The organism is Methylomonas sp. MED-D, assembly GCF_050276835.1.
Lineage (GTDB): Bacteria > Pseudomonadota > Gammaproteobacteria > Methylococcales > Methylomonadaceae > Methylomonas > Methylomonas koyamae_A.
On the sequence record NZ_CP189965.1, the window covers coordinates 1,369,924 to 1,396,064 of the forward strand.

Below are 26,141 nucleotides of genomic sequence, written 5' to 3' on the forward strand. Positions count from 1 at the left end.
TGGGGCTGTCGGTCAGCCAGTCGTAGGGTGGGCAAATTGCCCACCGTTCCATGGTGAGGCTGTCACAGCATAGCCTCCCACGGATTGAGGATAGTCACGCCCGTAGCCTGGAAGTCGGCCACGTTGCGGGTAACCAGCGCCATACCATGCACCAGCGCCGTCGCCGCGATCAGCGCATCCCGCTCGCCGCGTTTGTCGGGCACATGGAGCTTGGCGCAACGCAGTGCAACCGCTGTATCGATCGGCAGAGTCCGTTCGGAGAACTCCGGCAAGACCTGCTGTTCCAGCCATGCCCGCGACACCGCACCTTGGCTGGCGTCCTTGCGCTCGATCGACAAAACGCCCAGCTCCAATTCCATCAGGGTGATAACCGACAAGAACAAGTCGGCGGCATCAACGCTGTCGGCCCAAGCCGCCACATTCGCATTCGCCTTGCCAATCCGGACTTTCCGCAATTCGGAAACCACGTTGGTGTCGAGAACATACATCATCCGAAATCTGCCGGCCTAGCCCCCACCGTCAAAGGCTGCGGCTCGAACTCGATGTCCGCCGCATCCGGCATGGCTAGCGAATCGGCAATGTTGCGGCGCTGCCTTGTCAGCCGCTGGTATTCCTCGATGCTCAATAACACGTGTGCGGGCTTGCCCCGATCCGTGATGAATACCGGTCCATTCTTGGCCGCCTTCTTCGCGCGGGTAACATCCTGATTCAGCTCTCGGCTGGAGATGGTCGTAATAGCCATGGCGACGCCCTCTATTTACAATGTATGAACATTACTACAAGCGAACCAGCGGCACCAGCTTCTTGCCGCCGCGCGCTGGAAAATTGGGTCGGCTTAGCGGGGTGTGGCGATTCAAATTGAATTAGAAAATGGTATACAAGGTATACGTGGCTTGAAAGCATGCAACGATTGCATCACAATCCCTAGCCATGCCAGTCGTTCAACGTTTTAGTTTTTGCCGGGTTCGGGTCAACGCCAAAGACCATCCGCCGCCACATTTCCACGTCCTGATGAACGACGGGCGCGAGGCTTGGGTCAAAATCGACACTCTGGAAATCATCCACGGCAAAATTGCGCTGCGCGAATTGTCCGAAGTGCTGGTGTGGGCAAGAGCCAATCGCGACAAGCTGACCAAGCTATTTGAGGAATTGCAACGATGAGTAAAGACCATTTTCAACTGACCAAGGTCGAGCCGTTAACCGAATACAAGCTACGCTTGCGTTACGCCGACGGCCAAAGCTTCGAGGTCGATTTGAACGCCTGGATCACCGAAACCGAAGCGCTAAGTCCGCTGAAAGATCGGGACTTATTTGCGCAAGCCAAAATAGGTTTCGCGGGACGGACGGTTGATTGGATCGAAGACGAACTCGATCTGGCCGCCGACAACCTGCGTAATCTGGCGGTCGAGCAGTTCGGCGGCATCGGCCACGAACGCATCTGGCATTGGCTACACGACACCGGACTCACGCTGGAGCAAGCCGCCGAGGCTTTGGGTATTTCCCGCCGCATGCTGATTTATTACCGAGACGGCGAAAAACCGATTCCCCGCGCGATCTGGCTGGCCTGCCTGGGCTGGGAAGCCGTACGCCCAACCGGGTCAACTTTGCCGCAACATATTCCTTCGGTTAAGGAATACGCGGCGTTGCATGCTTGATCCTAAAAAGAGCAGTTTGGCGATGAAAAATTCCGTTCGTCCTGAGCTTGTCGAAGGGCGCGCGGGATTTTTCATTCACCCGTTTGGTGAGTGTATTGCGAGCCGTCCATGCTTCGACGTTGCTCAGCACGAACGGCCCGCAATACACGCCAACTGCCGTTTTTAGGTTGATTGTTTAGCAAGAAACGGGCAGGTTGGTCGAATAATTTCGAATAGGCTCCAGTGTTGCCCGCCTTTTTATGCCACGTGGGCACAAACACCGTGCCCATCCAGGTTTGCATGAATTGCGTTAACTGGGTACCTATGCGGTTTTTTGCAAATCTTCCATGTCAACGGCAAGTGGTATTTCAACTTTAATTTGCCCTGTATCCATTAGCCAAGGAAAAACCGAAAACTGCCAAAGCAATCTTTCAACATGGATATTAAGAGCGGTTAATTCCGAAATGTCAGTCCATTTGCCTTGCTTGGAAAATATCTTTTCCAAATCCCGCTGATATACATAAATCCATTTTTTCAATCCCAATTCATCAAGGATTTTTGTTACTTGTTCTTCGTCGCCAAAAAATGATTTCCCAAGACCGTCACAATGACCAATTAACGATGCCGCGCAGCTTAAAGCATCTCCAATATTTTTAATAGCAAACTCTAAAAACGAATCCAGATCACCATCATGTCTGTAGGATAAACGCGCATTTGGAATAACTTCCTTGGCGTGTCTGAATGCAATAATCACTTGATCTCTATACCAATCTTCCTTATTTGGCTTACATCCTGCGGAAGTGCGGGCACAAAAATAGGAGCTGCATGCATTATAAATATGTTTAAAAAGAATCCCGCTCCAACGATCTTCCAGTGGCTTTATAAGAGAATCTGGCAGAGTAGTGTCTACTAATTCAATGAATGAAATGCCAGCTAATAACGTTACAAGCACATGCAACGCTGTTTGGAATAAATCTTCATTTTCTGGATTAAGTAATGCTTGTCCCAGCCAAGAAGAGGAAATTATAGATGACATAACTTTTTCATCAATTATCATTACATGAGCGGTAGCCAATCCAACGCTATGCTCTTCTTCAATTGGCTCTAGTAGCTGAGATATTAAAAATCGTTTATCGATTGTTTGAATTATTTCTGGGTGGTTAGCTGTAAAAACAACTGATTCAATTCGGTTTAGTGGCATAATTTTGGCCAACTCACAGACAATAGCTTCTATAACTGACGCTATTTTCTCTGCGCTTTCACGATCAACGGAATCAGGAAAAGAAACTGGGAAGCTAATGCCAGTTTTATCTTGAATATTGGCGCTGGTGACTTTTATTTCACCAGGAATTTCTATCGTTGACTCAAGACATGAGGTTTTACCCAGTTTCTCAACTGAGTTACGGGCAATGGACAGGATATTTTGCTTAGATTCTTTACCTATATCGGCTACGTAAGACGCAATTGCCGCTGTATTAATAGGACTTACGAAAAACTCTGCACTGCAAGCAGCAGCAAACCGATTGAATTTTTCAAATTCCACCCTCCTGTTAAGATCTCGACGGCCAACTAGAAGTTGATTGGTACTTATCGGAAGAAGTACTTGTTCAATATTTTCGACTTCGCTTCCAAGGACATGAGGAATCCACCGATTTTCCGAAACGCCAACAGATATCGCTACGCAATCGGGCAATATTAAATTGGCATCAGGTACTTTAATGACAGTCCAATTTAATTGCGTCAATGTCTCAATTCTTGGTTGTGGGGCGAGACTCTTTTCAAGAGCTTGTATATGGCTACCGCGAGCCAAAGTCGGTATTTTTGAACCAAAAACATTTAAAGCGTCAGGCAACCAGGAAAGACGTTGAGCATATATTGTTTCAAATTCTTCTCTTGAGTAAAAAAGCGCAATTCGTTGAAGTAGTGTCTCCGGAATTTCGCAAGATAGATTTTGACGTAAAATTCTTAAATTCTCACTAAGTTCTTTAAAAAATTCTGAGTTCGATTGATTGTCGTCCAGGCCAATCATAGACCTTAACGACTCCGGTTCCGAGACCAATGTACTTGTTGTAGTAATAATCTCCTGAAACCCTAATCCGAAGACATTTCTTAAAAAGTCTCCACGAATTGTCAGGTGAGTAACAAATTCTGCAGCAAGAACGCAATCTACTGATTCATTTGTTGCCAAATCACGAAACTGCTGTAACACTTTTGCCAAAGACTTTTCGTAATTGGTTATCAAATCATCAAGAGTTATTTCCTGGTCACCAGATGGTAATTCTGAATAGAAGTGTCTTTCGGCAGCAACATTAACTGTATTAGTCAAATAGGGGGCTTGGCCTGCTTTGAAAACCCATACCTGAACTTTGTTACCACGTCGCTCTGCTGAAAAGCCTTTCAGCAAACATTGGGGTATATAATGTTGTTTTCGGCCGGACATAATTTCTTTAAATAAATATAATCAAAAGTGTGCGGCCAAATCACGACCGTTTTGAAAACAGCGAATAGCACGTACGATGCGGTGAACAAAGCGAATCACATCGATCGCGTCATTCTCTCCCCACTATCTTCGACAAATCACTTGGCTCTTGGAGATTGAAAACGGTGCCGTTGCTATTTTGTTCTTTTCTCGATCGATGCGGTTTGCTCCTCACCGCATCTACGGGCACGCAAATGGGTTCAGGTCTTTCAATCAAGCAACACATTAACTTGGCAGAACAACCTTAATTTATAACTTCACCACTAGCGTTAGTTATGCTGGCGTTCATAGTGGGTCCAGATGTCATGCTTACCTTAGCTGACCGTTTCAAAGACCGTATCGACTTTGCCTAATGTTTGTTGGCTTTCTTCAAGCATGTGTGTCTTGTATCTTTAATATCGCTCGTCTTGACAAACAATATCAAAGTGTTACGAAAGCTTGGCTAAAAAATTATCTTGAATCAGCCGGAAGATTATCTTGAAAAACGCCATTGAACAACTTCACGCCGAACCTTTGTCGGGTGCCGTGACGAGGGCCGTAGGGTGGATAAGCGAAGCGCCATCCACCTATTTGCGTTCCTATGGCGGATGGCGCTTCGCTTATCCACCCTACAACTTTTATTATTTGAATGGCTGATTTAAATTTTAAACCGACATCCAAGATAAATACACGAACTTCCGCAGAGGGTCGAAGCCGGCCATCTCTAAATGTAGATAATTCTTTCTGAAATCACAGGTATTCTGCCTGTCGCTCAATTAACAATTCCAGACCGTAATATCTCACAACCACCTCGCCTCCCGCTTCAACCGCTCGGCAATCAAATCCACGAAACTTCTGACCTTGGCCGAGGCGTAGCGGCCTTCGCGGTGCAGGACGTGGATCGGGACCGGCGGCGGTTCGTGGCGGTTTAGCACGGTTTGTAACTGGCCGCTGGCCAGGTAGAGGGCGACTTGGTAGGACAGCAGGCGAGTCAGGCCCAAGCCCAGCACGGCAGCTTCGATGGCGGCGTCTATCGTGGTCGTGACCAGCCGGGGTTGGACCCGCACGCTGAGCGCGTCCGCGCCGCTGCCGAAGCGCCAGTCCGGACCAGCACTGAGGCCGCCGGCGGCGATTAGGGCATGGCCGGCCAGTTCGCTCGGGTGGTTGGGGGCTTCGTGGCGCTTTAAATATTCCGGCGCCGCGCACACCACCGGCCGCACTTGGCCGACGCGTAACGCCCGCAAACTGGAGTCCGGCAATTCGCCGATGCGGATGCCGACATCCATGCCTTCTTCCAACAGATTGACCACCCGGTCGACGAACATCGCCGTCACGCTCATTGCCGGGTAGCGTTGCAGGTATTCGACGATGCCGGGCATCACGTACAACTTGCCGAACTGCGCTGGCGCGGTGACGGCCAGGTGGCCGGCAGGCTCGGCGTTGATACCGGCGGCGGCTTCGTCGGCTTCGTCGACGTCGGCCAGTATCCGCTTGGCGTCTTCCAGATAGCGCTGGCCGGCATCGGTAACCCGCACCAGCCGGGTGGTGCGCTGCAGCAGCTTGACCTGCAAACGTTCTTCCAACGCGGTAATCGCTCGCGTCACCGCCGGCGGCGACATCGTCAAACGCCGGGCGGCGCCGGCAAAGCTTTGCGCTTCGGCAACCGCGACGAACACCGTCATCGCTTGCAGTTTGTCCATCTTCTACCTCCTTGAATCGGTCCGAACCGGGGTCGGTAAGCGGCGCTTGAACGCCTATTTTATTCCGATAACCGGAATAGTGAATTGTAATTTGTCCGTATTCTGTTTATTCGAAGTAGTCAATACACTGTCCCCACGGTTGGCAAAGGCCGGCCGCAACGCAAATCCACTACGCCTAACATGACAGAGGTTTTTATGAAAATATACGAATTCCGCGCCTTCCCCAATCCGCTCCGCGCCCGGATGGCCGCCGCCGAAAAAGGCTTGACCGACCGTATCGAGTTTATTCAGGTCGACGTGCCGAACGGCGAACATAAACGTCCCGAGTTTTTGCAACTGAATCCGGTCGGCAAGGTGCCGGTGTTGGTGCTGGACGACGGCACGGCGATCGCCGAGTGCACCGCGATTACCGAGTATCTGGACCATAGCGCCGGCACGTCGGTTTTGACCGGCGAAACCGCCCAACAGCGCGCGCAAATCCATATGCTGCAACGCCGCGCCGAGGCCTTGGTGCTGGACGCCGCCAGCGATTATTTCCATCACGCCACGGCCGGTTTGGGCAAGCTGGAGCCGATCCAAATTAAGGAATGGGGCGAATACCAGCGCCAGGTGGCGATCAGGGGCATGCATTATTTCGACAGCGTGCTGCGCGGTAGGCGTTATGTGATGGGCGAACAGTTGACGATGCCGGACATCACGTTGTTTGCCGGTCTGGCCTTGATCGAGCTGCTGCAAATCGGCATTCCGGAAACTTGCACGAACTTGCGCGACTGGCGGGATCGGGTCGGGCAACGGCCGAGTGCGTCGGCTTGATCGGGTTTGATCATGCCGTTTGAGTGGGCGGGAGTCTATTGCTTGGCCGCTTGAGGTTTTAAGTTCCCTTCGGCTCCGCTCAGGGAACGGACCCTTCGGCTCTGCTCAGGGAACGCCCGGTGATACATTCGACTCCGTGCAGGGTACGGCCGGCGGTCCGTTCGGTTAAATTCTACTCCGTGCAGGGAAGGCCAGAAGGCCCTTTCGGTTAGATTCGACGCCATCCGGAGACGAACCGGCGAGTTCCGCGAGCGAAGGCGAACCGGTGGGATCCCTGAACGGAGTTGAACGGGCGCGTTCCCCGAGCGGAGTCGAACGTGCGCGTTTCCTGAGCGGAGTCGAAGGGAATGGCCCGGTTGGCCGAAGCCGCGAAGCTTCAACAAAAAACATCCATTATTTTCATCTTTCCGCAATCGAGGTAGATCGCCATGTCCAGAGCCTTTGCCGACATTTGTTTTACCGATTCGGTGCGCGCGGCGCAGAACCGTTACGGCAGCCGGGACGGCAATCTCGGTTTCGAAACCGCCGCCGATCCGCGCGCCGAACTGGGCGAGACCGAGCAGGCCTTCGTCGCCGAGCGCGACGGCTTTTATCAGGCCAGCGTCGGCGAAACCGGTTGGCCTTACGTGCAGTTTCGCGGCGGCCGGCCCGGCTTTCTAAAAGTGTTGGACCCACGCACGCTGGCTTACGCCGATGTGCGCGGCAACCGCCAGTACATCAGCGTCGGCAATCTGGATGCGGACGGGCGGGTGGCGTTGATCTTGATGGATTACGCCGCGAGGCGCCGGTTGAAAATCTGGGGCGTAGCCCACATCGTCGAATTGGGCGCCGCCGATTGGCCGACGGCGTTGCCGGCCGAAACCGGCGTCGAGCGGGCCATCGTCATTGATGTAAAAGCTTACGACTGGAATTGCCCGAAGCATATCACGCCGCGTTTTACCGAAGCGCAAGTCCAGCAGCGTGTTGCCGGCCTGCTAGCAGAAATCGAAGACTTGCATGCCGAAAACCGCCGATTGCGCGAAGGTTTGGCAGCCCGCGATCGCAATTGAACAACCGGCCGACTTTGCCGCGTCGGCGCGGTTTGCGGTATGCTGCGCGCCTCGTTTATTCGAATGCCGACAGCCGTTATGAAAGCCCCACTCAAGCAACCGCAACCGGCGGAGTTGCAAGCCATTCACCAACTATTTCAAGCCGGACAAGTCGCGTTGGCCGAGGTCCGGGCGCAAGCGTTGGCCTCGGCATTTCCCAAATCGCTGCCGGCCTTGAATTTATTGGGCATGTGTCAACAGGCGCAAGGCAAATTGCGCGAGGCGGCGGCCAGCTTTCGCAAGATGATCGCACTCGATCCCAACATCGCCGAAATTCACTTTAACCTCGGCGCGATTTACACCCAGCTTAACGATGCCAAGGGCGCGATGGCCGCCTATCGCAAGGCCTTGCAAATCAAGCCGGATTTGACGGTCGCCCACTTCAACCTCGGTGCATTGCTGCAACAGCAAAGTCAGTGGCAGGAGGCGGCGACGCATTACCGGCAGGCGGTGGAACATCAGCCCGGTTACTTTCAGGCCTGGGCTAATTGGGGGGCGGTATTGCAAACGATCGGCGATCTGAAAGCCGCCGAACAGTGTTACCGTAAGGCCTTGGAAATCAACGCCGACGCGCTGGGCTATTTCAATCTCGGTACCAATCTGTACGATCAAGGCGCCCACGGCCAAGCGATCGAAGCTTTCAACCAAGCCTTACAACTGGATCCGCAATTCGCCGACGCTTGGAACGACCTGGGCGAGATTTACCGCGATCAGGCCAATATGGACGAAGCGTTGCGCTGTTACCGCGCGGCGCTGCAAGCCAACGCCGAGCACGGCCGGGCCAATTACAATCTCGGCGAAAGTTATTGTCTGGGCGGCCAGTTCGAGCAGGCGATACCGTATTTTGCCGCCTCCGATTTTGCCGATGCCCAAGAGCGGGTGCTTTTATGCCTGTATAAAACCGGCCAGTTCGAGGCCTTTAAACAGTGCTTGGACCAGTTCATTGCTGAAGATCGTCATGGCTCGGTGTTGCTGGGCAGCCTGGCGACCCATTACGCCACCAATTTTCGCCAAGTGGACGCTTACGGCTATTGTCGCGACCCGATGAGGTTTGTCCGGCATACGTTTATCGAAGAATTGGCCGACCCGAATAGCGCATTGCTGAGTCAATTGTTGGACGACGTCAAACACCTGGCCATCGCCGAGCGCAAGCAGGGCCGTTTATATTACGGCATGCAATCGGCGGGGAACTTGCTGCAGCGGCCGGAAGCGTCGTTTCAACAATTGGCGATGTTGATCCGCGCCAAAGTCAAAGCCTACCGGGACCACTTCGCCGGTAGCGACGACGCGTTGATCCGGCGCTTTCCGAAAGCTCTGGAGTTTGCCAGTTCCTGGTATTTACGGATGAATCAGGGCGGCTATCTGACTTCCCACATCCACGAGGAAGGTTGGATCAGCGGTTGCGTGTATCTGCAATTGCCGGATAAATGCGATAGCCACGAAGGCAGTTTCGAATACGGCACCGATGGCGACGATTACCCGCGCCTGCACGACGACTTCCCGACCCAAATCGTCGATCAAAAAGTCGGCGACTTGGTGTTGTTCCCATCCTCGCTGTTCCACCGCACCATTCCGTTCAATTCCGACCAGGAACGCATCTGCATTGCGTTCGATATAAAGCCGGCTTGAATCGCGCGCGGCAAACCAGGGTCGCCGGCGTCGCCGTTTGGCGAAGACAAGCAGAAGGCTAAGTGCGCGTTAGTCGTTAACCGGTTGCCGAAGCAGGCATTAGGCCGGCTCGACTTAGCGCTTATGGCTTACTTCCGTCAGGCCGAGGGCTCGCCACTCGTCGACGAGTCGTTGCCGAACTTTCGGCGTTTCAGGTATGGGCTTCCGAATTGCAATAAACCGACGCTGCAGCGCGACGGCGGGCGTCGATTGACAGGCGAAGCGGTAAACCTAAAAAGGGCAGTTGGCGTGTATTGCGGGCCGTTCGTGCTGAGCAACGTCGAAGCATGGACGGCTCGCAATACACTCACCAAACGGGTGAATGAAAAATCCCGCGCGCCCTTCGACAAGCTCAGGACGAACGGGATTTTTCATCGCCAAACTGCTCTTTTTAGGGTAAACGATCGTGAACCATACTATTTCTCAGGTATTTTCAATGAAGCCTGTTATTCAATTTGTTCGCGGCTTAACTAAAAAGCTAACGATTGAATATATGTAAAAACCTATCGCCTTAGTCTGATGCCTTCCCCGTAGCCCCGATTGTCAGAGTAGCTTCCAGGCTCATGCTGGCAGTGGCTAGTCCAAAAAACCCGGATTGACAAACAATTTCGTTATAACTTATTGTGCATAACGTCGATATATTTTGACGGATATAACAAATCGAAAAAATTCTCGTCGCCAGGGTCATCTTAAATACAGGCTTTGTTTGGGACTTGGCGGCGGAACGGCATGTGGCTTCCTGCGCTTGGTACTTGGTAGAGGACTGCTGGGGACTTGGGCTAACAGCCGCGACTTTAAAAACGCACGGACCACTTTATTTGAACCAGAGGAAGAAAACCATGCAAAACCTGAAATCGATAGCTCGTACCGTCTTGGCCGCTTCGGTCATTGCACTGTCGCTGCCGGCAAGCGCCGAGGCGGATGTCATGCTGAGCGGTTACCTGAAAAGCGGTAGCCCGGCAAGTTTCAGCATCGCCGATCTGCAAGCTTTCGGCGCCGCTACGTCGGTAACGGTCGGCGGCAATACCTATACCGGCGTGTCGCTGTATAGTTATTTGAACAGCTATGTCGCCACGCAGCCCAACAGCGCGAACGGCCCGAAAAACGATCTCTTACGTGAATTTGTGGTTGCGACCGGTAATAACGGTAGCGCCGTGTACACGATGGGCAATCAGCTCGGCGGCAACTTTGGGGGAGCCCAGGACATCATTGCCTTTCAAGACAGCAACGGCGTCTTGGCCGCGCCCAGCCTGATCGCGGCCGACGGCACCAGCGTAACCAGTCTGACCAGTTTGGATGTCGGTCATGTCGCTTGGCAGGGAACAGGGAGTGGCGGTATAGCGAATTCATTCACGGTCGGTGGTGCGGTAAGCAATCCCGGTAGCTACTCGCTGGCCAACTTACCGGGCTCGCTGACCCCGATTACGACTTTCAGCAATTTGGCGACGGGTTCGGCGACCGGATTCACCGGCGTGTCGATGTGGGATTTATTGGTGGCGTCCGGTATCTCGACCAATCCGTCATCGCTGAAAACTTCCTATGTGGTCGCGACCGCTACCGATAATTACACCGTGGTCTACTCGCTCGGCGAGATCCTGGCGCGGCAAGCTAGCGGCACGCCCGACTTGATTGCTTACGCCGACGGCATAGGCAGTGGTTTGGGCAATGCCGGGGTCTTCCGCACGATCATTCCCGGCGATACTCGAGGCGGACGCTACATGTCCAACTTGAGCAGCTTGACCGTGGTCAACGCGGTACCGTTGCCGGCCGCGGCTTGGATGATGCTGAGCGGCGTGCTGGGATTGGCATTCCAATCGCGCAAACGCGTTATAGCCGCTTAAATCCTTCGGTTCGGCGCACGCCGGACCCACGCCGATCCCTTGGTGTGCGACCGGCTACGCCGAGTCACCTGATAACTTGTAAAAACAGTCGCGAGAATTTTCCATGCGTGCCATGTATCGAATGCTTTGCGGCGGCGCTCTGCTGTCCGCCGTGATGACCTTGCAGGCCGCCGGCCCTCTACCGGTGTCGCTGCGCGGGGTGCCGACGCCACCGGTGCCCGGCCTGCTGGACGGCGCCAATCCGATCGTGGTCGATCAAACTGCCGCGATCGCCCTGGGTAAGGCGCTGTTCTGGGACCAAAACCTCGGCTCCGACGGTCAGGCCTGCGCCTCCTGTCACTTCAGCGCCGGCGCCGACGGCCGGGTCAAGAACCAGATCAATCCGGGACAAAATTCGGCGCAACCGGCCGGGCAAAGCTTCGATGCCTTGCCGTCCGGCGCCGGCGGTCCCAATCACACGCTGGTGGCCGAGGACTTTCCGTTGCAACGCTTCGGCAATGTCACCGACAACAGCACGCTGATTTATAACACCGACGACGTGGCCGGCTCGGCAGGCAGCTTCGGCGGCGAGTTTCAAGGCACTTCGACCTTCAGTGGTGCCAACGACCAATGCCGGCGCGGCGCCAACGAGGCGTTCAACGTCGGCCACGTCGGTACCCGCAAGGTCACGCCGCGCAATGCGCCAACCGTGATTAACGCGGTGTTCAACCACCGCAACTTCTGGGACGGCCGCGCCAACAACAGCTTCAACGGCAGCAGTCCGTGGGGTCCGCGCGATCCGGATGCCGGCGTGTGGATCAAGCTCAATGCCAGGACCGTCGTCAAACAACGCTTGAATCTGATCAACTCGGCGCTGGCCTCGCAAGCGGTGGCGCCGCCGATTTTCAACGACATCGAAATGGGCTGTCACGGCCGCACCTGGCCGGACATCGGCCGCAAATTGCTCAATCGCCAACCGCTGCAAAGTCAGCCGGTACATCCGCAAGACAGCGTGTTGGGCGGGTTAAGCAACAGCAGCGCCGGCAACTTGAAGCCGGGCTTGAAAACCACCTACAAAAACCTGGTCATCCAGGCTTTCAACTCCCAATATTGGGCTTACAGCGGTGTCGGCAAATTCGGCGCCCCGGCCAACGGCGGTGCGGCCTACAACCAGATGGAAGCCAACTTCGCGATGTTTTTCGGCCTGGCGATTCAAATGTACGAATCGACCTTGGTATCCGACCAATCGCCGCTGGATTTAAGCCCGCTGGATGCGGCCATGATTCCGACTTGGTCCAATGTATCCGATCCGGCGCTGGTCGCGTCGCTGAAACGCGGCGTTAGTCTTTTCGTTAACAATAACTGCTCGTTGTGCCACGCCGGACCAACGCTTAGTTTGGCGGCAGTGGCGACGAACGCCGCATTGGTTGCGCCGACGCCGGGCGCGACCTTCGGCCCGCCCGCGACCCCCATCGCCTACGGCCCCAATGCCTTTGGCCCGAATAATATTGCCGCCGGCGCCGGCATCTCCCGCTATGTCAATCCGGTCACTCGCGATAATACCGGCCAGAACTTGCCGCGTCTGATGGATTTGGGCTACACCAATGTCGGCGTGACTAAGCCGGATACCGATCCCGGCGTGGCCGGCGTCGATCCCTTCGGCCAGCCGTTATCGTTTGCGGCCCAATACGTGGAATATCTGGCCGGTAATAGCGCCGGGGTCTTCGATTTGCCGATCGACAACGTGCGTAGCTGCGACTTCCTGATTCCGCTGGCGGTCAACTTGAACGCACCGCTCAGTAATATTTTCCTGCCCGGCGACGGCATCCAGGCCGACGGCAGCCGGGAAGGGGGGGCGCGTAACCAAAACTGCCGCAACGCCAATCCGGTCACGGCCTATATCCCGACCGTCGCCGCTGCTCAGGCTAACCGGAACGGTAGCAAAATGGCGGTCGCGACCAACGCCGCGTTCAAGGTGCCGACCCTGCGCAACGTCGAATTGACCGGGCCTTACATGCACAACGGTGGCATGGCGACGCTGGTGCAAGTCATCGAGTTCTACGCCAGGCACGGCAATTTCGCCAGTCCGGAATTGCACGGCGTGATCGGCCCGATCGCGGCGAATTTGATCAACCCGCAAAACACCGACGATCTGAGTAATTTCCTGAAAGCGCTGACCGACGAACGGGTGCGCTACCAAAAAGCCCCGTTCGACCATCCGCAATTAACCATCGCGCACGGCCACGTCGGCAACGATGTGCAAGTTGAAGCCGGCAATTCACTGGGTGCCGATTTGGCCAAGGACGAAACGCTGACCTTGCCGGCGGTCGGCGCCAACGGCGCGGCCGTGCCGATTACCCCGTTTTTAGCGCCGTCGCCCTAAGGCTGGCCCGCGCGCGTATCGACTCCCACCATTCGGAAACCACTATGAAAACAGCGTTTTTTAGACCGCTAAACCTAGGCCTAGCATTGGCGCTAAGCCTGTACCGGCTAAATTCTGCCCACGCATCCGCGAGCTACGACAGCATCGTCACGCTGAGCTACTCGATCGGCATTTTAGACAGCACCAATCCCACGGCCGGCGACAGGACGGGCTTGTCCATCCTCGGAACCTACCAGCAAGCTAGCGACGACCAAAACTTTTACGCAGTCGTCGGCGGCGACGGCCAGTACCAGTCTTACAGTCCCAATCCGGCCGCCGCTACGGTTAGCGGCAAGTTCACCGGTTTGTATTCCGTCGGCGGCAACGTTAACTCAGGCAGCGTCGACAGCTTGTTGACGGGATTATTCGGCCTGGAATTGAACAACAACGGTCCGTATAGCTACAACGTGGCCGTTGATTTTCAGTACGCACTGCAAGCGGCCGCTCACGGCGAATTCGCCAGCACCAACATTTTGTTCGATTACTGGGACGAGGGCGGCTCGAATTCCGGCTTCGACTATGTCTCGGCCGACGCGTTTAGCGGCGATCCGGACGATCAGCAATCGGCGGCGGATACCGCCACGTTTCATTTTGGCTTAGCAGCCGGCGCTACTCGACAGCTCTACGCCCAAGCCGGCATTAGTTCCCATCTGGAATCGGCGGACGCATCGCCGGTACCGCTGCCCGGCGCTGTCTGGCTGTTCTTAAGCGGCGCATCGGCGAGTCTCGGGCTTGCCGGCCGGAGGCAACGCGCCGAGGGCGCCCGCAAAGCTTAACGCCATATCCGCGATGACGGCCCGGACACCGAAAAACCGGTGGTTAACCCAGCGCAAGGACGCGCGCCTTTAACCGGCGGATTGTCGGGTTTGGCTAGTCCCGCCGCGCGAATCGGCCTCATGCGGCGGCAAGCCGGTGTAAGCGCGTGAAATCTCCGGGTGGGTTTCACGGGTGAGGGTGCGTTCATACTCGGGGGTGTCCGTCGCCACGACGCGAACAACGTATGAACAGCGCGGGCTAGGACGTTCCGCGTGGCATGGTCCGGAGGGCAATGCCGAGGAGGGGGAGCGATGATGCGCTCGGCCATGGACAGGCTGGCATTGATCGAACAGGCGAGTTCGATCGATGCCGACTTTGATTGCTGAACGCTACTTATCGTTAATTCATCGGACTTGAGTGATTTATGAAATTTTTATCATTGCAACACGGCGCGGCCCTAATGGCGGTGGCACTAACTTTCGGTAACGGCGCCGCGCAAGCCGGCATCGCCTATAACACCAACGGTTGGGACAGCGGCGATTTTCCCGGTGCGTCCGGATTCGTGCCCGGCACCTGGACAGGCGGCGGCGCGCCGGCATACAGCGGTAAACTGAATGCGGTTTGGTACGCGGACTTGGCGGCCGGCACCAGCGAAACGGTTTCCAGTGCAAACGGCGTCGCGGCCGGCGCCGATCCTTTATACGAATTGGCGGTCGGGCCGATGGGCTGGCAGCGCAACCCTGCAGCGACCTGTCCGCATCAAGGCATAGGCCACGGTTCGGATATAGGCCTGATTACCTTGGATACCACAACCGATCTGACCATCACCGTCGCCGCCGATTCCGATACGCCGTTGGACCTCACCACGGTCGTCAAACCCGGCTTCTCATTGTTTCAAGGTTGGGACACTGGGACCACCGCCAATCAAGTTCAAGCCTATTACAACAACCTCAACAATCCGCTCGGTAGCGTGGGCCTGACGTATTTGAACGGTGCCGGCGCCGCTACCGGCCTCACCTCGATCAGTCTGGTGTTCAGCCATCTGGCGGCCGGTAACTATACGTTGATCCTCGGCGGCAACGCCGGCGGCGGCCACGGCGCTTACAGCGTCGCCTTCTCCGCCGCGCCGGTACCGCTGCCGGGTGCGGTGTGGCTGTTCGGCAGTGCCTTGGCAGGTTTGGTTGGCGTTGGCCGCCGTAACGGGAATGTCGAAGCATAGGTGCGATTTACCCAAGAGCATAAAAGCGCAGCGTAATCGCACGCATGTCAGACCTTCGTTCCTCCGATTACGCTGCGCCAATCGGAGGAACGCGGACTTAAACCGGGACAGTTTGAGGTTAAGCCGTTCGCCCTGAGTTTGTCGAAGGGCGAACGGTTAAGCCCGGTAGGTTAGACACATGCTGCTCGTGCGCTGGTGGGTTTGATGGTTAATGGTGGGCAACATTGCCCGCCCTACACCTTGGGCATTTTTAGGCAATTACATGAATAGAGGAGGCAACATGCAATGTCATTCAACCCGAAGGCGGGCGCCGCCCGGTTTGGCGTTCGCGGTTTTGGGTTTCGCGCTGGCCGGCTTGCCGGTGGCCGGTGTCGGGGCCGCCACCATCACCCTGGGGGCGGGCAAGGTCTCGACGATTTTCGAAAATCAGCCGACCCACAGTATCGGCAAGGGCCCGGCCGTGTTTATCGGCGGCGATGCCGACGGCTCGCCGCGGCGCGGTTTGATCGATTTCAATATCGCCGCCAATCTGCCGGCGACGGCGGTCATCACCGGTGTGGAGTTGACCTTGTATCTGGTCGATGTGGCCGGTGCCGGCGGGAGTGAAGATGCCACGCCGCGCACTATCGAACTGCATCGGTTGACCGGCAATTGGGCTCACGGTCCCACCGCTTTGGGCGTTACCCAAATCGAGGGCACCGACCAAGGGTTTCCGGCGATTCCTCCCAGCCCGACCTGGCTGGACCGGCGCTATTTACAAAACCAGCCTTGGGCCACGCCGGGCGGCGATTTCCAGCCATTGGCCAGCGCCAGCACCTTGGTCGGCCAGGCTATCGGCGCGGCCTATACCTGGGCTTCCACGCCGGAGCTGGTCGCCGATGTGCAGGCCATGCTGAACGCGCCGTCCACCAATAACGGTTGGGTATTGCTGAATGCCGACGAATGGAGTCCGGACACCTACCGGGTGTTTTACTCGCAAGCCTGGGACGACACCGCGTTGCGCCCGCGGCTAAAAATCAGCTACGAGCTGGCGGCCGTGCCGCTGCCGGCGGCAGTCTGGCTGTTCGGCGTCGGCTTGTTGGGCTTGGTCGGCACCCTGCGCCCTTCGACTAGCTCAGGGCGAACGGTATTTAAAGGCCGAGTTAATAACTCGGAGATGAAGTCATGAAGCTGCTGACACAGTTTTCCCGAACAGCGGCGGTGTGCCTGCTGCTAGCCGATTCGGCGGCGGTATCGGCGGCGGTCGTTACCCTGACGCCCAGCAAGGATGCGACGATTTTTGGTACCAGCATCAATCAAGGCCTGCCCAATTCGTCCGGCCAGGATTTGTTCAATCACAGCAATGGCGCTGGACCCGGCATGTTTGCCGGCGGTAACGGCCAATTCGCGCCGCATCGCGGGTTGATTGCCTTCGATATCGCGTCGCAAATACCGGCGGGCTCGGTGATTACCGGCGTGCAATTGACGCTGTACATCGGCATCGTCGCCGGTTCGGGCGGCGCGGCCGGACTCGGCGACCAAACGCCGCGAACCATGGATTTGTTTCGCCTGACCCGCGACTGGGGCGAAGGCATTACCGGCGGCAACGCCACGCAAATCGGCGGCACCGGCCAGGGCTTTCCGGCCAATCCCGGCGACGCCACCTGGAACGCCGCCGCTTACCGGCAAACGCCGTGGACCACGCCCGGCGGCGATTACGTCAATCGAGCCAGCGCCACGCTGGCGGTCGGCAGCGAGTTTGGTTCCGCGCAAACCTGGACGACTACACCGACCTTAGTCCAGGACGTACAAGCCTGGTTGGACGACCCTTCGAGCAATTTCGGCTGGATATTGATCAACCAGGACGAAGATCTCAAGCAAACTCATCGCGCCTTTTATACCAGCGAATGGACCGATCCGGCGCAGCGTCCGCAATTGCAGGTCAGTTATCAACCGGCGCCGGTTCCGGTACCCGCCGCCGCCTGGTTGTTCGGTACTTGCATCACCGGTTTGTTGAGCCTGACTCAGCGTAAGGCCGATGGGGCCGGCAAACCATCGGCTTTTATTTTTAATCGTTCAACTCAAACAGGAAAGAAACCATGAAAAAGCAGACAGTTTTAACGCTGACGGCGGCAATGCTGGTGTGGGGCCAAGGCGCTTGGGCGGCGATATTAACAGGGGGTACCGGCACGTTTACCGTTGCCAATGACGCGGGCAGATTCTACAGCTCCAGCGTCGATAGCAGCGGCAACGCCCTTTTAAACAGCAACCCCGGTTACCGGGATTTTACCTACAACTTTACCTTGGGCGGCGGCGGTTTGAATCAACTCAAGATCAACTCTTCCGCCACTTCGGGCCAAGCGGGACAGCTCGCGGGCACCGCCACTTCGGGCATCTACGACGGTAATTTTTGGGTCACCACCAACGGTGGTAAGGGTGGCAATGACGACATGATTCTGGCCGTGGCGCTAACGGGTCCGATTTCCAGCGATTTTGCGCTGACCATTCAGTCCAACGGTTATGTCGTCGCGCCAAACCAAACCACGAGACCGACGGTATCGGCCGGCAACTGGCAAACCAATGTCGTGAATGAAACCTTTTATGGATCGGACTTTATCTATGGCCCGATGACCAGTAGGCCCGCGTCGGTGTACCAGCCGCTCTATAACGGCCAAGATCCCGCTACCACGGGCGCGCTGATGTTCATCGATCTTGGCGTCGCCAACCGGGTCGGTAATCTGTCGGATCAAGTCGTTTTCAGCGTTACCGGTCTCTATGCCGAAAATGTGTTGGCGTTCAGCACGTATGCCTACGACCTTATCGGCGGCAACACGGTAGCCAATGCGATCGGCTGGACAACCCCCACCGCCTCAACCGGCTATACCGTCATAGGCGCCGGCGTCGCGCCCGTTCCGCTACCGGCGGCCGTTTGGTTATTCGGCGGCGCGGTGGCGGGCTTGGTCGGTTTTGGCCGCCGAAACGGGCGTCCGACGGTTTGAAGGTGGTTGTAGGATGCCGCCGAGCGCAGGCAAGGCGCATCGTTCGTGAGCGATGCGATTCCCCCGGTGCCGGCACATCCTACGAAACTGCTCAGGCTGAGCGGTCATTGCGTACCCCACCGGGCTAAAAATTCCCTCGCCTTTATGCTCGGTGGGTCTAAGGAAAAAAGGTTTTTTCAATGTTCAGAGATTCCCTTTAATAAATTAAATTTGGAATTGGCAATGCGTAAACAGCATCAATGGTACCCGTTTATTTTGGCCGGTTTGTTGGCCGCGACCGCAAGGATGGCAACGGCAGACGGCCCGCTGCCGGTGTCGCTGCGCGGCGTGCCTCTACCGCCGGTACCCGGCCTGCTGGACGGCGCTAATCCGATCGTGGTTGATAAAACTGCCGCGATCGCCTTGGGCAAGGCCTTGTTTTGGGATCGGAACGTCGGTTCCGACGGACAGGCCTGCGCCTCCTGTCACTTCAGCGCCGGCGCCGACGGCCGGCTCAAAAACCAAATCAATCCGGGACAAAATTCGGCGCAACCGGCCGGGCAAACCTTCGATGCCTTGCCGTCCGGCGCCGGCGGTCCCAATCACACGCTGGTGGCCGAGGACTTTCCGTTGCAACGCTTCGGCAATGTCACTGACAACAGCACGCTGATTTATAACACCGATGACGTGGCCGGCTCGGCCGGCAGCTTCGGCGGCGAGTTTCAAGGCACTTCGACCTTCAGTGGTGCCAACGACCAATGCCGGCGCGGCGCCAACGAGGTGTTTAACGTCGGCCACGTCGGTACCCGCAAGGTCACGCCGCGCAATGCGCCAACCGTGATTAACGCGGTGTTCAACCACCGCAACTTCTGGGACGGCCGCGCCAACAACAGCTTCAACGGCAGCAGTCCGTGGGGTCCGCGCGATCCGGATGCCGGCGTGTGGATCAAGCTCAATGCCAGGACCGTCGTCAAACAACGCTTGAATCTGATCAACTCGGCGCTGGCTTCGCAAGCGGTGGCGCCGCCGATTTTCAACGATGTGGAAATGGGCTGTCACGGCCGCACCTGGCCGGACATCGGCCGCAAATTGCTCAATCGCCAACCGCTGCAAAGTCAGCCGGTACATCCCCAAGACAGCGTGTTGGGCGGGTTAAGCAACAGCAGCGCCGGCAACTTGAAGCCGGGCTTGAAAACCACCTACAAAAACCTGGTCATCCAGGCTTTCAACTCCCAATATTGGGCTTACAGCGGTATCGGCAAATTCGGCGCCCCGGCTAACGGTGGCGTGGCCTACAACCAGATGGAAGCTAACTTCGCGATGTTTTTCGGCCTGGCGATTCAAATGTACGAATCGACCTTGGTATCCGACCAATCGCCGTTCGATATGAGCCCGCTCGACGCCAATCTAGCGCCGACCTGGAGCAATATCAGCGCCGCCACGCCGGCCGAAACCACCGCCAAGATCGCTTCGCTAAAACACGGCTTCAACCTATTCGTCAACAACCACTGCGGCCGCTGCCATATTGGCCCGACGATGAGTTTGGCGGCGGTGGCTACCAATGCCGCACTGTTGACACCGACGTCGAGCGCCAGCTTCGGTCCGCCGGCCACGCCGATAGGTTATGGTCCGGATGCGTTCGGCCCGTTCGCGGCAGCCACCTTGTCCGGCGCCACCGCGTCGGCCAGTCCGATCACCCGGGATCTAAACATTTTGATACAGCCCAGGTTGATGGACTTGGGCTTCGCCAATGTCGGTGCGACCAAGACTGATGCCGATCCCGGCCTGGCCGGCACCGATCCGTTTGGTAATCCCCTGTCTTACGCCGCGCAATACGTCGGTTATTTGCTCGCCGATACCGCGGCCGTCATCGATTTGCCTATCGAAAAAGTCCGGGCCTGCGATTTTCTGGCTCCGCTGGCGATCAATCAAGCACTGGACGACCCCGGTTACTTTTCCCAAGGCGACGGCTTGCAGGCCGACGGCAGCCGCGAGGGCGTGCTGCGTAGCTTGGGTTGCGCCAATCCGGATACCGCATTCATTCCGACACAGGCAGCCGCGCGGGCCGCCGCGAACGGCGCCAAGATGTCCGTTGCCACCGCCGGCGCGTTTAAGGTGCCGACGCTACGCAACGTCGAATTGACCGGACCTTACATGCACAACGGCGGCATGGCCACCTTGGCGCAGGTGATCGAGTTTTACGCCCGGCACGGCAATTTCGCCAACGACGCGCAGAACTTCAACTTGGGGGCCAGCTCGCGCGGCTTGGCGTCCGTCCAGAACATCGCCGACCTGAGCAATTTCCTGAAAGCGCTGACCGACGAACGGGTGCGCTACCAAAAAGCCCCGTTCGACCATCCGCAATTAACCGTCGCCCACGGCCACGTCGGCAACGATGTGCAAGTTGAAGCCGGCAATCCGCTGGGTGCCGATTTGGCCAAGGACGAAACGCTGACCTTGCCGGCGGTCGGCGCCGACGGCGCGGCCGTGCCGATTACCCCGTTTTTAGCGCCGCTGCCCTAAGGCTGGCCCGCGCGCGTATCGACTCCCAACATTCGGAAACCACTATGAAAACAGCGTTTTTTAGACCGCTAAACCTAGGCCTCGTATTGGCGCTAAGCCTGTGCCGGCTAAATTCTGCCCACGCATCCGCCAGCTACGACAGCATCGTCACGCTGAGCTACTCGATCGGCATTTTAGACAGCACCAACCCCACGGCCGGCGACAGGACGGGCTTGTCCATCCTCGGAACCTATCAGCAACCTAACGACGAATTCAGTTTTTATGCCAACGCCGCCGGCGACGGCACTTATCTGGCCAACAGCCCCAATCCGTCGGCAAGCGCCGTCGCCAGTCTATTCAACGGCTCGTTCGCGGTCAGCGGCAATGCCTACGAAGGTAGCGTCGATACCTGGCATACCGGACGGTTCGGTTTGGAGCTCAGCAATGCCGGACCTTATAGCTACGACTTGTCGATCACCCTGGATTACGCCTTGCGTGCCGCCGTCGACGGCGCGTTTGCGACCAGCGCGATCCTGTTCGACTACTGGGACGCCGCCGACCAGCTATCCGGCTCGGATTACAGCGCGGCGGCAAGCTTTGCCGGACAGCTACAGGATCAACAATCCGCCGCCGGCTCGGCTGTTTGGACATTCACGCTGGCACCGGGCGCAGCGATCGGCCTCTACGCCCAGGCCGGGATCGAATCCCACCTGACTTCCACGGTGCCGGTGCCGTTGCCGGCGGCCATCTGGTTGTTCGGCGGCACCTGCTTGGGTTGGGTTGGATTTAGCCGGGCTAGGGCGGCCTTTGCGACCGGCAAAGTCTAGCCGCGCACAGCTTTAGGCTTTCGTTACACCGATTTTTTTTAACGTTACCCAAAAAGGATGATTCATCATGAAAACTGTTAAACCCCGATCCAAAGCTTCGACCCTGGCGCTGGTTGCCGTTTTAGGCGCGGCCTCGTTCCCCGGCCAGGCCGCCATTGTCGAATATCAATTGAATTTGACCGACAAACATAACGGCGCCATCGGTAGCGGCGCCTTTATCTGGAATAGCGACAGCGAAATCATGACCTCGCTGAATTGGACCATCAACGGCCATAGCGGCTCGGTGTTGGATAGCGCCCTGGCTTCCACATACCGCAGCTACGATCCGCTGGCCAACACCTACGGCGAATTGTTCTACCGCTATTTCACCGCCCCGCAAGCCTTCCTCGTCGCCGAACTTGGCCTGACCGGCCATAGCGTCGGCATGATGCCCTACAACGTGTCCAGCGATTTCTTCGGCTTCGTCGGTTTCGGCGCGGAAAAAACCAGCAGCGCCGGCACCTATCTGTTCTACGACAAAAATTGGAGCGTCAACACCGAGGGCTATCTGACCGCCACCGTGGTACCGGTACCGGCGGCGGTTTGGTTGTTTGGTGGCGCTTTGACCGGCTGGTTTGGCTTTAGTCGGCGCAGGGCCGTGATTGCGACTAGCGAGGGCTAATCGCGCGCACGGAGGATAACCGTCTCGGCCAACGGTTGGGATAGCCAAGGTCAAGGGAAGCTGCGGCCGTGCCGCGCACAAGGAAGACGCGGGGCGGGCGGCCAGGGTAGGCCGGCCAACCCGAATCCGCCGCCGCGCTCGAACGCGGCGCGATAGGCTTTTAACCGATTCAACTTTTAATCCATAGGTCATTCATGAACACATTGCGATTCAAACAAGCCGAACTGGCGCTCGCCGTCGGGGCGGTGCTGATAGGGCACACCGGTCTGGCCGCCGCCAGCACCTTAAGTGTGGAAGCCACGGCCGACACCTTTTTGACCAACTACACCTTACAAGCCGACTCCGACATGTCCAGCTACGGCGCGATGATGATTTCCTCGCCGCAAGCCGACTTGGTACAAGGCATCTCCCAGGTCCGCACCATGGAAAATCTGGTGTCGTATAACAGCGCCTCCATCAAGTCCGGCTTCGACAGCCAATTCGGCGCCGGCAACTGGCACGTCACCGACGTGCAACTGAAGTGGTACACCAACTTCGACGTGCAAGGCGTGCCGGCCAACAACAACCAATTCAACGTCCCGCACGCCGGTTACTTCGGCGTGTCCTATTTCAGTAACGACAGCTGGTTCAATCCCGCCACCGCCGGCCCTACCGGTTTGACCGTGAGCACGCCGAAAGTGACCTGGAATTCGGTGTACAACGGCGGCGCCTGGAGCAGTCTGTTCTCCGGCCAGCAAGCCTTGGGCACCTTTTACTATCCGACCGGTAATTCCAACGGCACCACCGACTGCGTTTCCCAACAATGCGCGCCGCGCTATTGGGATCTCAGCCTGGATGCGACCATGGTTGCCGACATCATGGCCGGCGGCTATCTGTCCTTCCACGGTTACGCCGCCGACGATCAAGTGGTTTATTTGGTTAACCAGTTGACCAAGCCCGGTGCTCATCCGCAAATCTTCGTCAGCGCCGAAGCGGGTCCGGCCGCCGTGCCGCTACCCGGCGCGGCATGGTTGTTCATCGGGCCGGCGTTATCGTTCCTGGGTCTGACCAAACGCAAGTTCACCGCCGGCTCGGTTCGCGCTTAGCGCCGTCCGACCTCCCAGCCGCCGCCATGCGCACCGTTCCGGTAACGACCCAACGCTCGAGCCGCGCCAAAACCGCCCGCCGGCGGTTTTGTTCGCGGCCCCGCGCGGCGGTCCTAGCCATCGGCGGCTCGATTTTCTCCAACCTACGGCAGCGCTTGCCGCAAGCGCTGCCGAGCTATCCCGGCCTTGAGGAGCGGCGACCATGAGCCGCAATCCGGTCTTTATCGCTTGGGACGCGGCATTCGCCGACGCCTCGCTGGCGATACGCCAACAACGTTACGCCCAGGCGCTGGCAGTGTTGCGTCCGCTAATCGGAGACGCCGCGCGCAAAGCCAAGCAGTGGCCGCCGTATCGCCACGCGCTGGCCGGCTATGCCCTGGCCCTTTATCGACACGGCGAGGTTAACGAAGCCTTGCTGCAACAAAGCCGCTTGCTGCTGCTGACGCCCAACGACGCCGAAGCTCGCGGCAACTTGTTGCTGTTATTACAAACCGAAGCCATCGAATTCCCCGATTCCGCCGAATTCCGCCGGGTATTGCACGGCGTGCTCAGCCAAACCGAACTGAGCGATTACGCGGTGCCGGCCTGCCGCGCCTTGCTGGCCGACGCCGCCTTCCGCCAGGCCTTGCGACGGTTGCGCGGCGACGATGCCGAAGTCGTCACCGCCTTGCGCCAGGGCCGCTTGCGTCCGCTGCTGCAAGCGCCGTTATTGCAATTGCTGCTGCGTAACACCTTGATACCGCAGCCTGACTTCGAACTGGCCTTGCGCCGCCTGCGCAAGGCGCTGTTGATGCACTACACCGCTGACCCGCACCGCCCGCCGCAAACCGGCAAGGCCGACTGGGACTTCATCGCCGCGCTGGCGCAGTATCAATGGCTGACCGAATACGCTTTCGCCGAAGACCCGGAAGAAAGCCAACGGCTGGCCGCGCTGGCGCTGCAGCTGCAAGCCGGCCGCGATCGTCCGGCCGAACCCGCCTGGCAATCGGCGCTGACTTATTTTGCGTTGTACCGCTCCGGCCTGGATTTGGCCGATAGTCGGTCACTGTTTTGCCAATCGTCCGTCAGTTGGAAGCCCCATCTGCAAGCTCTGGTTCGCGAATGGCAAGCCTGTTTGCGCGAGCGCACATTGGCGGCAACCGTCGAACGCCTCACCGACATCGCCGACCCGGTGTCCGAACAAGTCCGCCGTCAATACGAAGAACATCCCTTTCCGCGCTGGCGGCAAGACCCGCAAGCCCGCCAAGTGCAAAGCGCCGGCCAATGGCTGCGCGGCCTTGCCCCCGATTTGGCGCTGTCCGCCGATTTCGACGGCGACATCGCGGTACTGACCGCCGGCTGCGGCACCGGCTTGGAACCGATTTCGCTAACCCGGCAAATTCGTATCGGCCGTTATCTGGCGCTGGATCTCAGCCGAGCCAGCCTGAGCTATGCCCTGCGCATGGCCGGCGAACTGGGCCTGCGAGACCGCATCGATTTCAAACAAGCCGACCTGACCCGGCTCGACGGCTACCCGGAACGTTTCGACCTGATTACCGCCAGCGGCGTGCTGCACCACCTGGCCGAACCGCTGCACGGCTGGCGCATCCTCTGCAATCTATTGAAGCCCGGCGGGGTGATGTTGGTCAGTTTATACAGCGAAGCGGCGCGGCGGCCGGTCGCCGCCGCCCGGCAACTGATCGCCGCCAACGGCTGGCAAGCCGAGCCGGATCGCATGCGCCAACTGCGCCAAGCCATACTCGCCGGCGACTACCCGGAACTCGCGCCGCTGTTGCAATGGCGCGACTTTTACAACCTCGGCATGTTCCGCGACTTGGTGTTTCACGCTTGCGAGCATCGCTTCACGCTGCCGCAAATCGCCGCGCAACTGCGACAACTCAATTTGCGCTTCATTGCCATGCGCGGCCTGCCGCCGGCCTTGAACGCCTTGTACCACGCCGACTATCCGCACGACCCTAACGGCAGCGACTTGGCCAATTGGGCTAGCTTCGAAGCCCGCCATCCAAACGCCTTTCGTTCGATGTATGGATTGTTGCTGCAAAAACCGCCGCCGTGACCAAGCGGGCCAGCTTGCGGAACCGACGCACGAGGCTCCTCGACGCGGTTTTGTCCCATCTACCTCGGGAAGAGCGCTAGGAAGATGAGGAGCCAATCGCGTTGGTGGCTGTAAACCTCGGCAGCGAAAACCGGGGCGTGGGGAGAGAAAAGGCATTTCGACCGGATCAAGGAGGGGGTTGGCGATGGTTAGTGAACCGGGAACTTGCACTGATCGGCTCTTGGTGGGTTGCAGGGTTTTGCCGCTGCTCATTGCCGTCATACCGGCGCTGACCGCCGGTATTCAGCACACATGGAGGTGAAGGGCTTGCGCTTATTGGGTTCCGGCATCCCGTTGTGCCCTATAGGTAGGCCGAACGACGTGTATTCCGTTAACTCAATGGTCGCCGTTCCGCTTTGCGATTGAAAGGCTAGATACGTTACGCGCTTGGATGATTCCGCGTTTTATGCCCGTTAGCTAATTGGCGGAAATTTTA

General features: G+C 57.6%; 22 protein-coding genes. 18 read left to right on the top strand and 4 right to left on the bottom strand.

All coding sequences use genetic code 11. The features are described from left to right. Positions 1 to 62 precede the first annotated feature (62 nt). Together ACQE3E_RS05995 and ACQE3E_RS06000 are read right to left on the bottom strand one after the other, a co-directional pair. Positions 63 to 491 carry a type II toxin-antitoxin system VapC family toxin gene (locus ACQE3E_RS05995; RefSeq protein WP_313728706.1) on the bottom strand — a complete coding sequence of 143 codons (429 nt, stop codon included), beginning with the start codon at positions 489 to 491 and terminating at the stop codon, positions 63 to 65. Further along, positions 488 to 742: a type II toxin-antitoxin system Phd/YefM family antitoxin gene (locus ACQE3E_RS06000; RefSeq protein WP_313728705.1), complete on the bottom strand. Its 255-nt coding sequence runs from the start codon at positions 740 to 742 to the stop codon at positions 488 to 490. The genes ACQE3E_RS05995 and ACQE3E_RS06000 overlap by 4 nt, the downstream gene beginning before the upstream one ends. A 188-nt stretch (positions 743 to 930) precedes the next feature. Here ACQE3E_RS06000 and ACQE3E_RS06005 point away from each other — a divergent pair, with 188 nt between their 5' ends. Both ACQE3E_RS06005 and ACQE3E_RS06010 read left to right on the top strand, forming a co-directional pair. Continuing rightward, a complete protein-coding gene (locus tag ACQE3E_RS06005; protein ID WP_071157486.1) occupies positions 931 to 1,161 on the top strand; it encodes a DUF4160 domain-containing protein in 231 nt (76 codons plus the stop codon). Continuing rightward, on the top strand, positions 1,158 to 1,655 hold the full coding sequence (locus ACQE3E_RS06010) for a DUF2442 domain-containing protein (protein ID WP_313728704.1): 498 nt from the start codon (positions 1,158 to 1,160) through the stop codon (positions 1,653 to 1,655). Before ACQE3E_RS06005 ends, ACQE3E_RS06010 begins: the two co-directional genes overlap by 4 nt. A 301-nt stretch (positions 1,656 to 1,956) precedes the next feature. Here the strand turns inward: ACQE3E_RS06010 and ACQE3E_RS06015 are convergent, their stop codons facing one another. Both ACQE3E_RS06015 and ACQE3E_RS06020 read right to left on the bottom strand, forming a co-directional pair. Further along, positions 1,957 to 4,074: a DUF4238 domain-containing protein gene (locus ACQE3E_RS06015; protein ID WP_427501321.1), complete on the bottom strand. Its 2,118-nt coding sequence runs from the start codon at positions 4,072 to 4,074 to the stop codon at positions 1,957 to 1,959. 818 nt (positions 4,075 to 4,892) lie between these two features. Next, complete coding sequence (locus ACQE3E_RS06020; protein ID WP_313728701.1) at positions 4,893 to 5,792, bottom strand: LysR family transcriptional regulator; 900 nt, start codon at positions 5,790 to 5,792, stop codon at positions 4,893 to 4,895. Between the two features lie 195 nt (positions 5,793 to 5,987). Here ACQE3E_RS06020 and ACQE3E_RS06025 point away from each other — a divergent pair, with 195 nt between their 5' ends. The 16 genes from ACQE3E_RS06025 (at position 5,988) to ACQE3E_RS06100 (ending at position 25,666) form a co-directional block, all read left to right on the top strand. Then, positions 5,988 to 6,605: a glutathione S-transferase family protein gene (locus ACQE3E_RS06025; RefSeq protein ID WP_071157494.1), complete on the top strand. Its 618-nt coding sequence runs from the start codon at positions 5,988 to 5,990 to the stop codon at positions 6,603 to 6,605. 428 nt (positions 6,606 to 7,033) lie between these two features. Beyond that, positions 7,034 to 7,654 carry a pyridoxamine 5'-phosphate oxidase family protein gene (locus ACQE3E_RS06030; protein ID WP_313728700.1) on the top strand — a complete coding sequence of 207 codons (621 nt, stop codon included), beginning with the start codon at positions 7,034 to 7,036 and terminating at the stop codon, positions 7,652 to 7,654. Positions 7,655 to 7,732: 78 nt separating this feature from the next. Further along, positions 7,733 to 9,322, top strand: coding sequence for a tetratricopeptide repeat protein (locus tag ACQE3E_RS06035; protein ID WP_313728699.1), 1,590 nt, complete (start codon positions 7,733 to 7,735; stop codon positions 9,320 to 9,322). Between the two features lie 123 nt (positions 9,323 to 9,445). After that, entirely contained in the window at positions 9,446 to 9,835 is a 390-nt protein-coding gene (locus ACQE3E_RS06040) for a hypothetical protein (protein WP_313728698.1), read from the top strand. 365 nt (positions 9,836 to 10,200) lie between these two features. Continuing rightward, positions 10,201 to 11,202 (top strand): VPLPA-CTERM sorting domain-containing protein, encoded by a 1,002-nt coding sequence (locus ACQE3E_RS06045; protein WP_313728697.1) that lies wholly within the window; start codon positions 10,201 to 10,203, stop codon positions 11,200 to 11,202. Positions 11,203 to 11,305: 103 nt separating this feature from the next. Next, positions 11,306 to 13,564, top strand: a complete 2,259-nt coding sequence (locus tag ACQE3E_RS06050) for a cytochrome c peroxidase (protein ID WP_427501322.1) — start codon at positions 11,306 to 11,308, stop codon at positions 13,562 to 13,564. 44 nt (positions 13,565 to 13,608) lie between these two features. Continuing rightward, positions 13,609 to 14,379, top strand: a complete 771-nt coding sequence (locus ACQE3E_RS06055; protein WP_313728695.1) for a hypothetical protein — start codon at positions 13,609 to 13,611, stop codon at positions 14,377 to 14,379. Between the two features lie 404 nt (positions 14,380 to 14,783). Next, positions 14,784 to 15,578 carry a hypothetical protein gene (locus ACQE3E_RS06060; protein ID WP_313728694.1) on the top strand — a complete coding sequence of 265 codons (795 nt, stop codon included), beginning with the start codon at positions 14,784 to 14,786 and terminating at the stop codon, positions 15,576 to 15,578. Positions 15,579 to 15,858: 280 nt separating this feature from the next. Then, positions 15,859 to 16,746, top strand: coding sequence for a DNRLRE domain-containing protein (locus tag ACQE3E_RS06065; RefSeq protein ID WP_313728692.1), 888 nt, complete (start codon positions 15,859 to 15,861; stop codon positions 16,744 to 16,746). Beyond that, positions 16,743 to 17,660, top strand: a complete 918-nt coding sequence (locus ACQE3E_RS06070; RefSeq protein WP_313728690.1) for a DNRLRE domain-containing protein — start codon at positions 16,743 to 16,745, stop codon at positions 17,658 to 17,660. Before ACQE3E_RS06065 ends, ACQE3E_RS06070 begins: the two co-directional genes overlap by 4 nt. Continuing rightward, positions 17,657 to 18,556 carry a VPLPA-CTERM sorting domain-containing protein gene (locus ACQE3E_RS06075; RefSeq protein ID WP_064026671.1) on the top strand — a complete coding sequence of 300 codons (900 nt, stop codon included), beginning with the start codon at positions 17,657 to 17,659 and terminating at the stop codon, positions 18,554 to 18,556. The genes ACQE3E_RS06070 and ACQE3E_RS06075 overlap by 4 nt, the downstream gene beginning before the upstream one ends. Before the next feature lie 222 nt (positions 18,557 to 18,778). Beyond that, positions 18,779 to 21,058, top strand: coding sequence for a cytochrome-c peroxidase (locus ACQE3E_RS06080; RefSeq protein WP_313728688.1), 2,280 nt, complete (start codon positions 18,779 to 18,781; stop codon positions 21,056 to 21,058). 44 nt (positions 21,059 to 21,102) lie between these two features. Continuing rightward, the gene (locus ACQE3E_RS06085) at positions 21,103 to 21,864 is read left to right on the top strand and encodes a hypothetical protein (RefSeq protein WP_313728686.1); all 762 of its coding nucleotides are present in this window, start codon (positions 21,103 to 21,105) and stop codon (positions 21,862 to 21,864) included. 67 nt (positions 21,865 to 21,931) lie between these two features. Further along, the gene (locus ACQE3E_RS06090) at positions 21,932 to 22,525 is read left to right on the top strand and encodes a PEP-CTERM sorting domain-containing protein (protein WP_313728685.1); all 594 of its coding nucleotides are present in this window, start codon (positions 21,932 to 21,934) and stop codon (positions 22,523 to 22,525) included. 194 nt (positions 22,526 to 22,719) lie between these two features. Then, positions 22,720 to 23,610 (top strand): hypothetical protein, encoded by an 891-nt coding sequence (locus ACQE3E_RS06095; protein WP_313728684.1) that lies wholly within the window; start codon positions 22,720 to 22,722, stop codon positions 23,608 to 23,610. A gap of 202 nt (positions 23,611 to 23,812) precedes the next feature. After that, on the top strand, positions 23,813 to 25,666 hold the full coding sequence (locus ACQE3E_RS06100; RefSeq protein WP_313728683.1) for a class I SAM-dependent methyltransferase: 1,854 nt from the start codon (positions 23,813 to 23,815) through the stop codon (positions 25,664 to 25,666). Positions 25,667 to 26,141 lie beyond the last annotated feature (475 nt).

Bases quoted from the DNA above. Each gene is read 5' to 3' on its own strand.
- ACQE3E_RS05995 (WP_313728706.1), bottom strand. From the start codon at position 491: ATGATGTATGTTCTCGACACCAACGTGGTTTCCGAATTGCGGAAAGTC.
- ACQE3E_RS06000 (WP_313728705.1), bottom strand. From the start codon at position 742: ATGGCTATTACGACCATCTCCAGCCGAGAGCTGAATCAGGATGTTACC.
- ACQE3E_RS06005 (WP_071157486.1), top strand. From the start codon at position 931: ATGCCAGTCGTTCAACGTTTTAGTTTTTGCCGGGTTCGGGTCAACGCC.
- ACQE3E_RS06010 (WP_313728704.1), top strand. From the start codon at position 1,158: ATGAGTAAAGACCATTTTCAACTGACCAAGGTCGAGCCGTTAACCGAA.
- ACQE3E_RS06015 (WP_427501321.1), bottom strand. From the start codon at position 4,074: ATGTCCGGCCGAAAACAACATTATATACCCCAATGTTTGCTGAAAGGC.
- ACQE3E_RS06020 (WP_313728701.1), bottom strand. From the start codon at position 5,792: ATGGACAAACTGCAAGCGATGACGGTGTTCGTCGCGGTTGCCGAAGCG.
- ACQE3E_RS06025 (WP_071157494.1), top strand. From the start codon at position 5,988: ATGAAAATATACGAATTCCGCGCCTTCCCCAATCCGCTCCGCGCCCGG.
- ACQE3E_RS06030 (WP_313728700.1), top strand. From the start codon at position 7,034: ATGTCCAGAGCCTTTGCCGACATTTGTTTTACCGATTCGGTGCGCGCG.
- ACQE3E_RS06035 (WP_313728699.1), top strand. From the start codon at position 7,733: ATGAAAGCCCCACTCAAGCAACCGCAACCGGCGGAGTTGCAAGCCATT.
- ACQE3E_RS06040 (WP_313728698.1), top strand. From the start codon at position 9,446: ATGGCTTACTTCCGTCAGGCCGAGGGCTCGCCACTCGTCGACGAGTCG.
- ACQE3E_RS06045 (WP_313728697.1), top strand. From the start codon at position 10,201: ATGCAAAACCTGAAATCGATAGCTCGTACCGTCTTGGCCGCTTCGGTC.
- ACQE3E_RS06050 (WP_427501322.1), top strand. From the start codon at position 11,306: ATGCGTGCCATGTATCGAATGCTTTGCGGCGGCGCTCTGCTGTCCGCC.
- ACQE3E_RS06055 (WP_313728695.1), top strand. From the start codon at position 13,609: ATGAAAACAGCGTTTTTTAGACCGCTAAACCTAGGCCTAGCATTGGCG.
- ACQE3E_RS06060 (WP_313728694.1), top strand. From the start codon at position 14,784: ATGAAATTTTTATCATTGCAACACGGCGCGGCCCTAATGGCGGTGGCA.
- ACQE3E_RS06065 (WP_313728692.1), top strand. From the start codon at position 15,859: ATGCAATGTCATTCAACCCGAAGGCGGGCGCCGCCCGGTTTGGCGTTC.
- ACQE3E_RS06070 (WP_313728690.1), top strand. From the start codon at position 16,743: ATGAAGCTGCTGACACAGTTTTCCCGAACAGCGGCGGTGTGCCTGCTG.
- ACQE3E_RS06075 (WP_064026671.1), top strand. From the start codon at position 17,657: ATGAAAAAGCAGACAGTTTTAACGCTGACGGCGGCAATGCTGGTGTGG.
- ACQE3E_RS06080 (WP_313728688.1), top strand. From the start codon at position 18,779: ATGCGTAAACAGCATCAATGGTACCCGTTTATTTTGGCCGGTTTGTTG.
- ACQE3E_RS06085 (WP_313728686.1), top strand. From the start codon at position 21,103: ATGAAAACAGCGTTTTTTAGACCGCTAAACCTAGGCCTCGTATTGGCG.
- ACQE3E_RS06090 (WP_313728685.1), top strand. From the start codon at position 21,932: ATGAAAACTGTTAAACCCCGATCCAAAGCTTCGACCCTGGCGCTGGTT.
- ACQE3E_RS06095 (WP_313728684.1), top strand. From the start codon at position 22,720: ATGAACACATTGCGATTCAAACAAGCCGAACTGGCGCTCGCCGTCGGG.
- ACQE3E_RS06100 (WP_313728683.1), top strand. From the start codon at position 23,813: ATGAGCCGCAATCCGGTCTTTATCGCTTGGGACGCGGCATTCGCCGAC.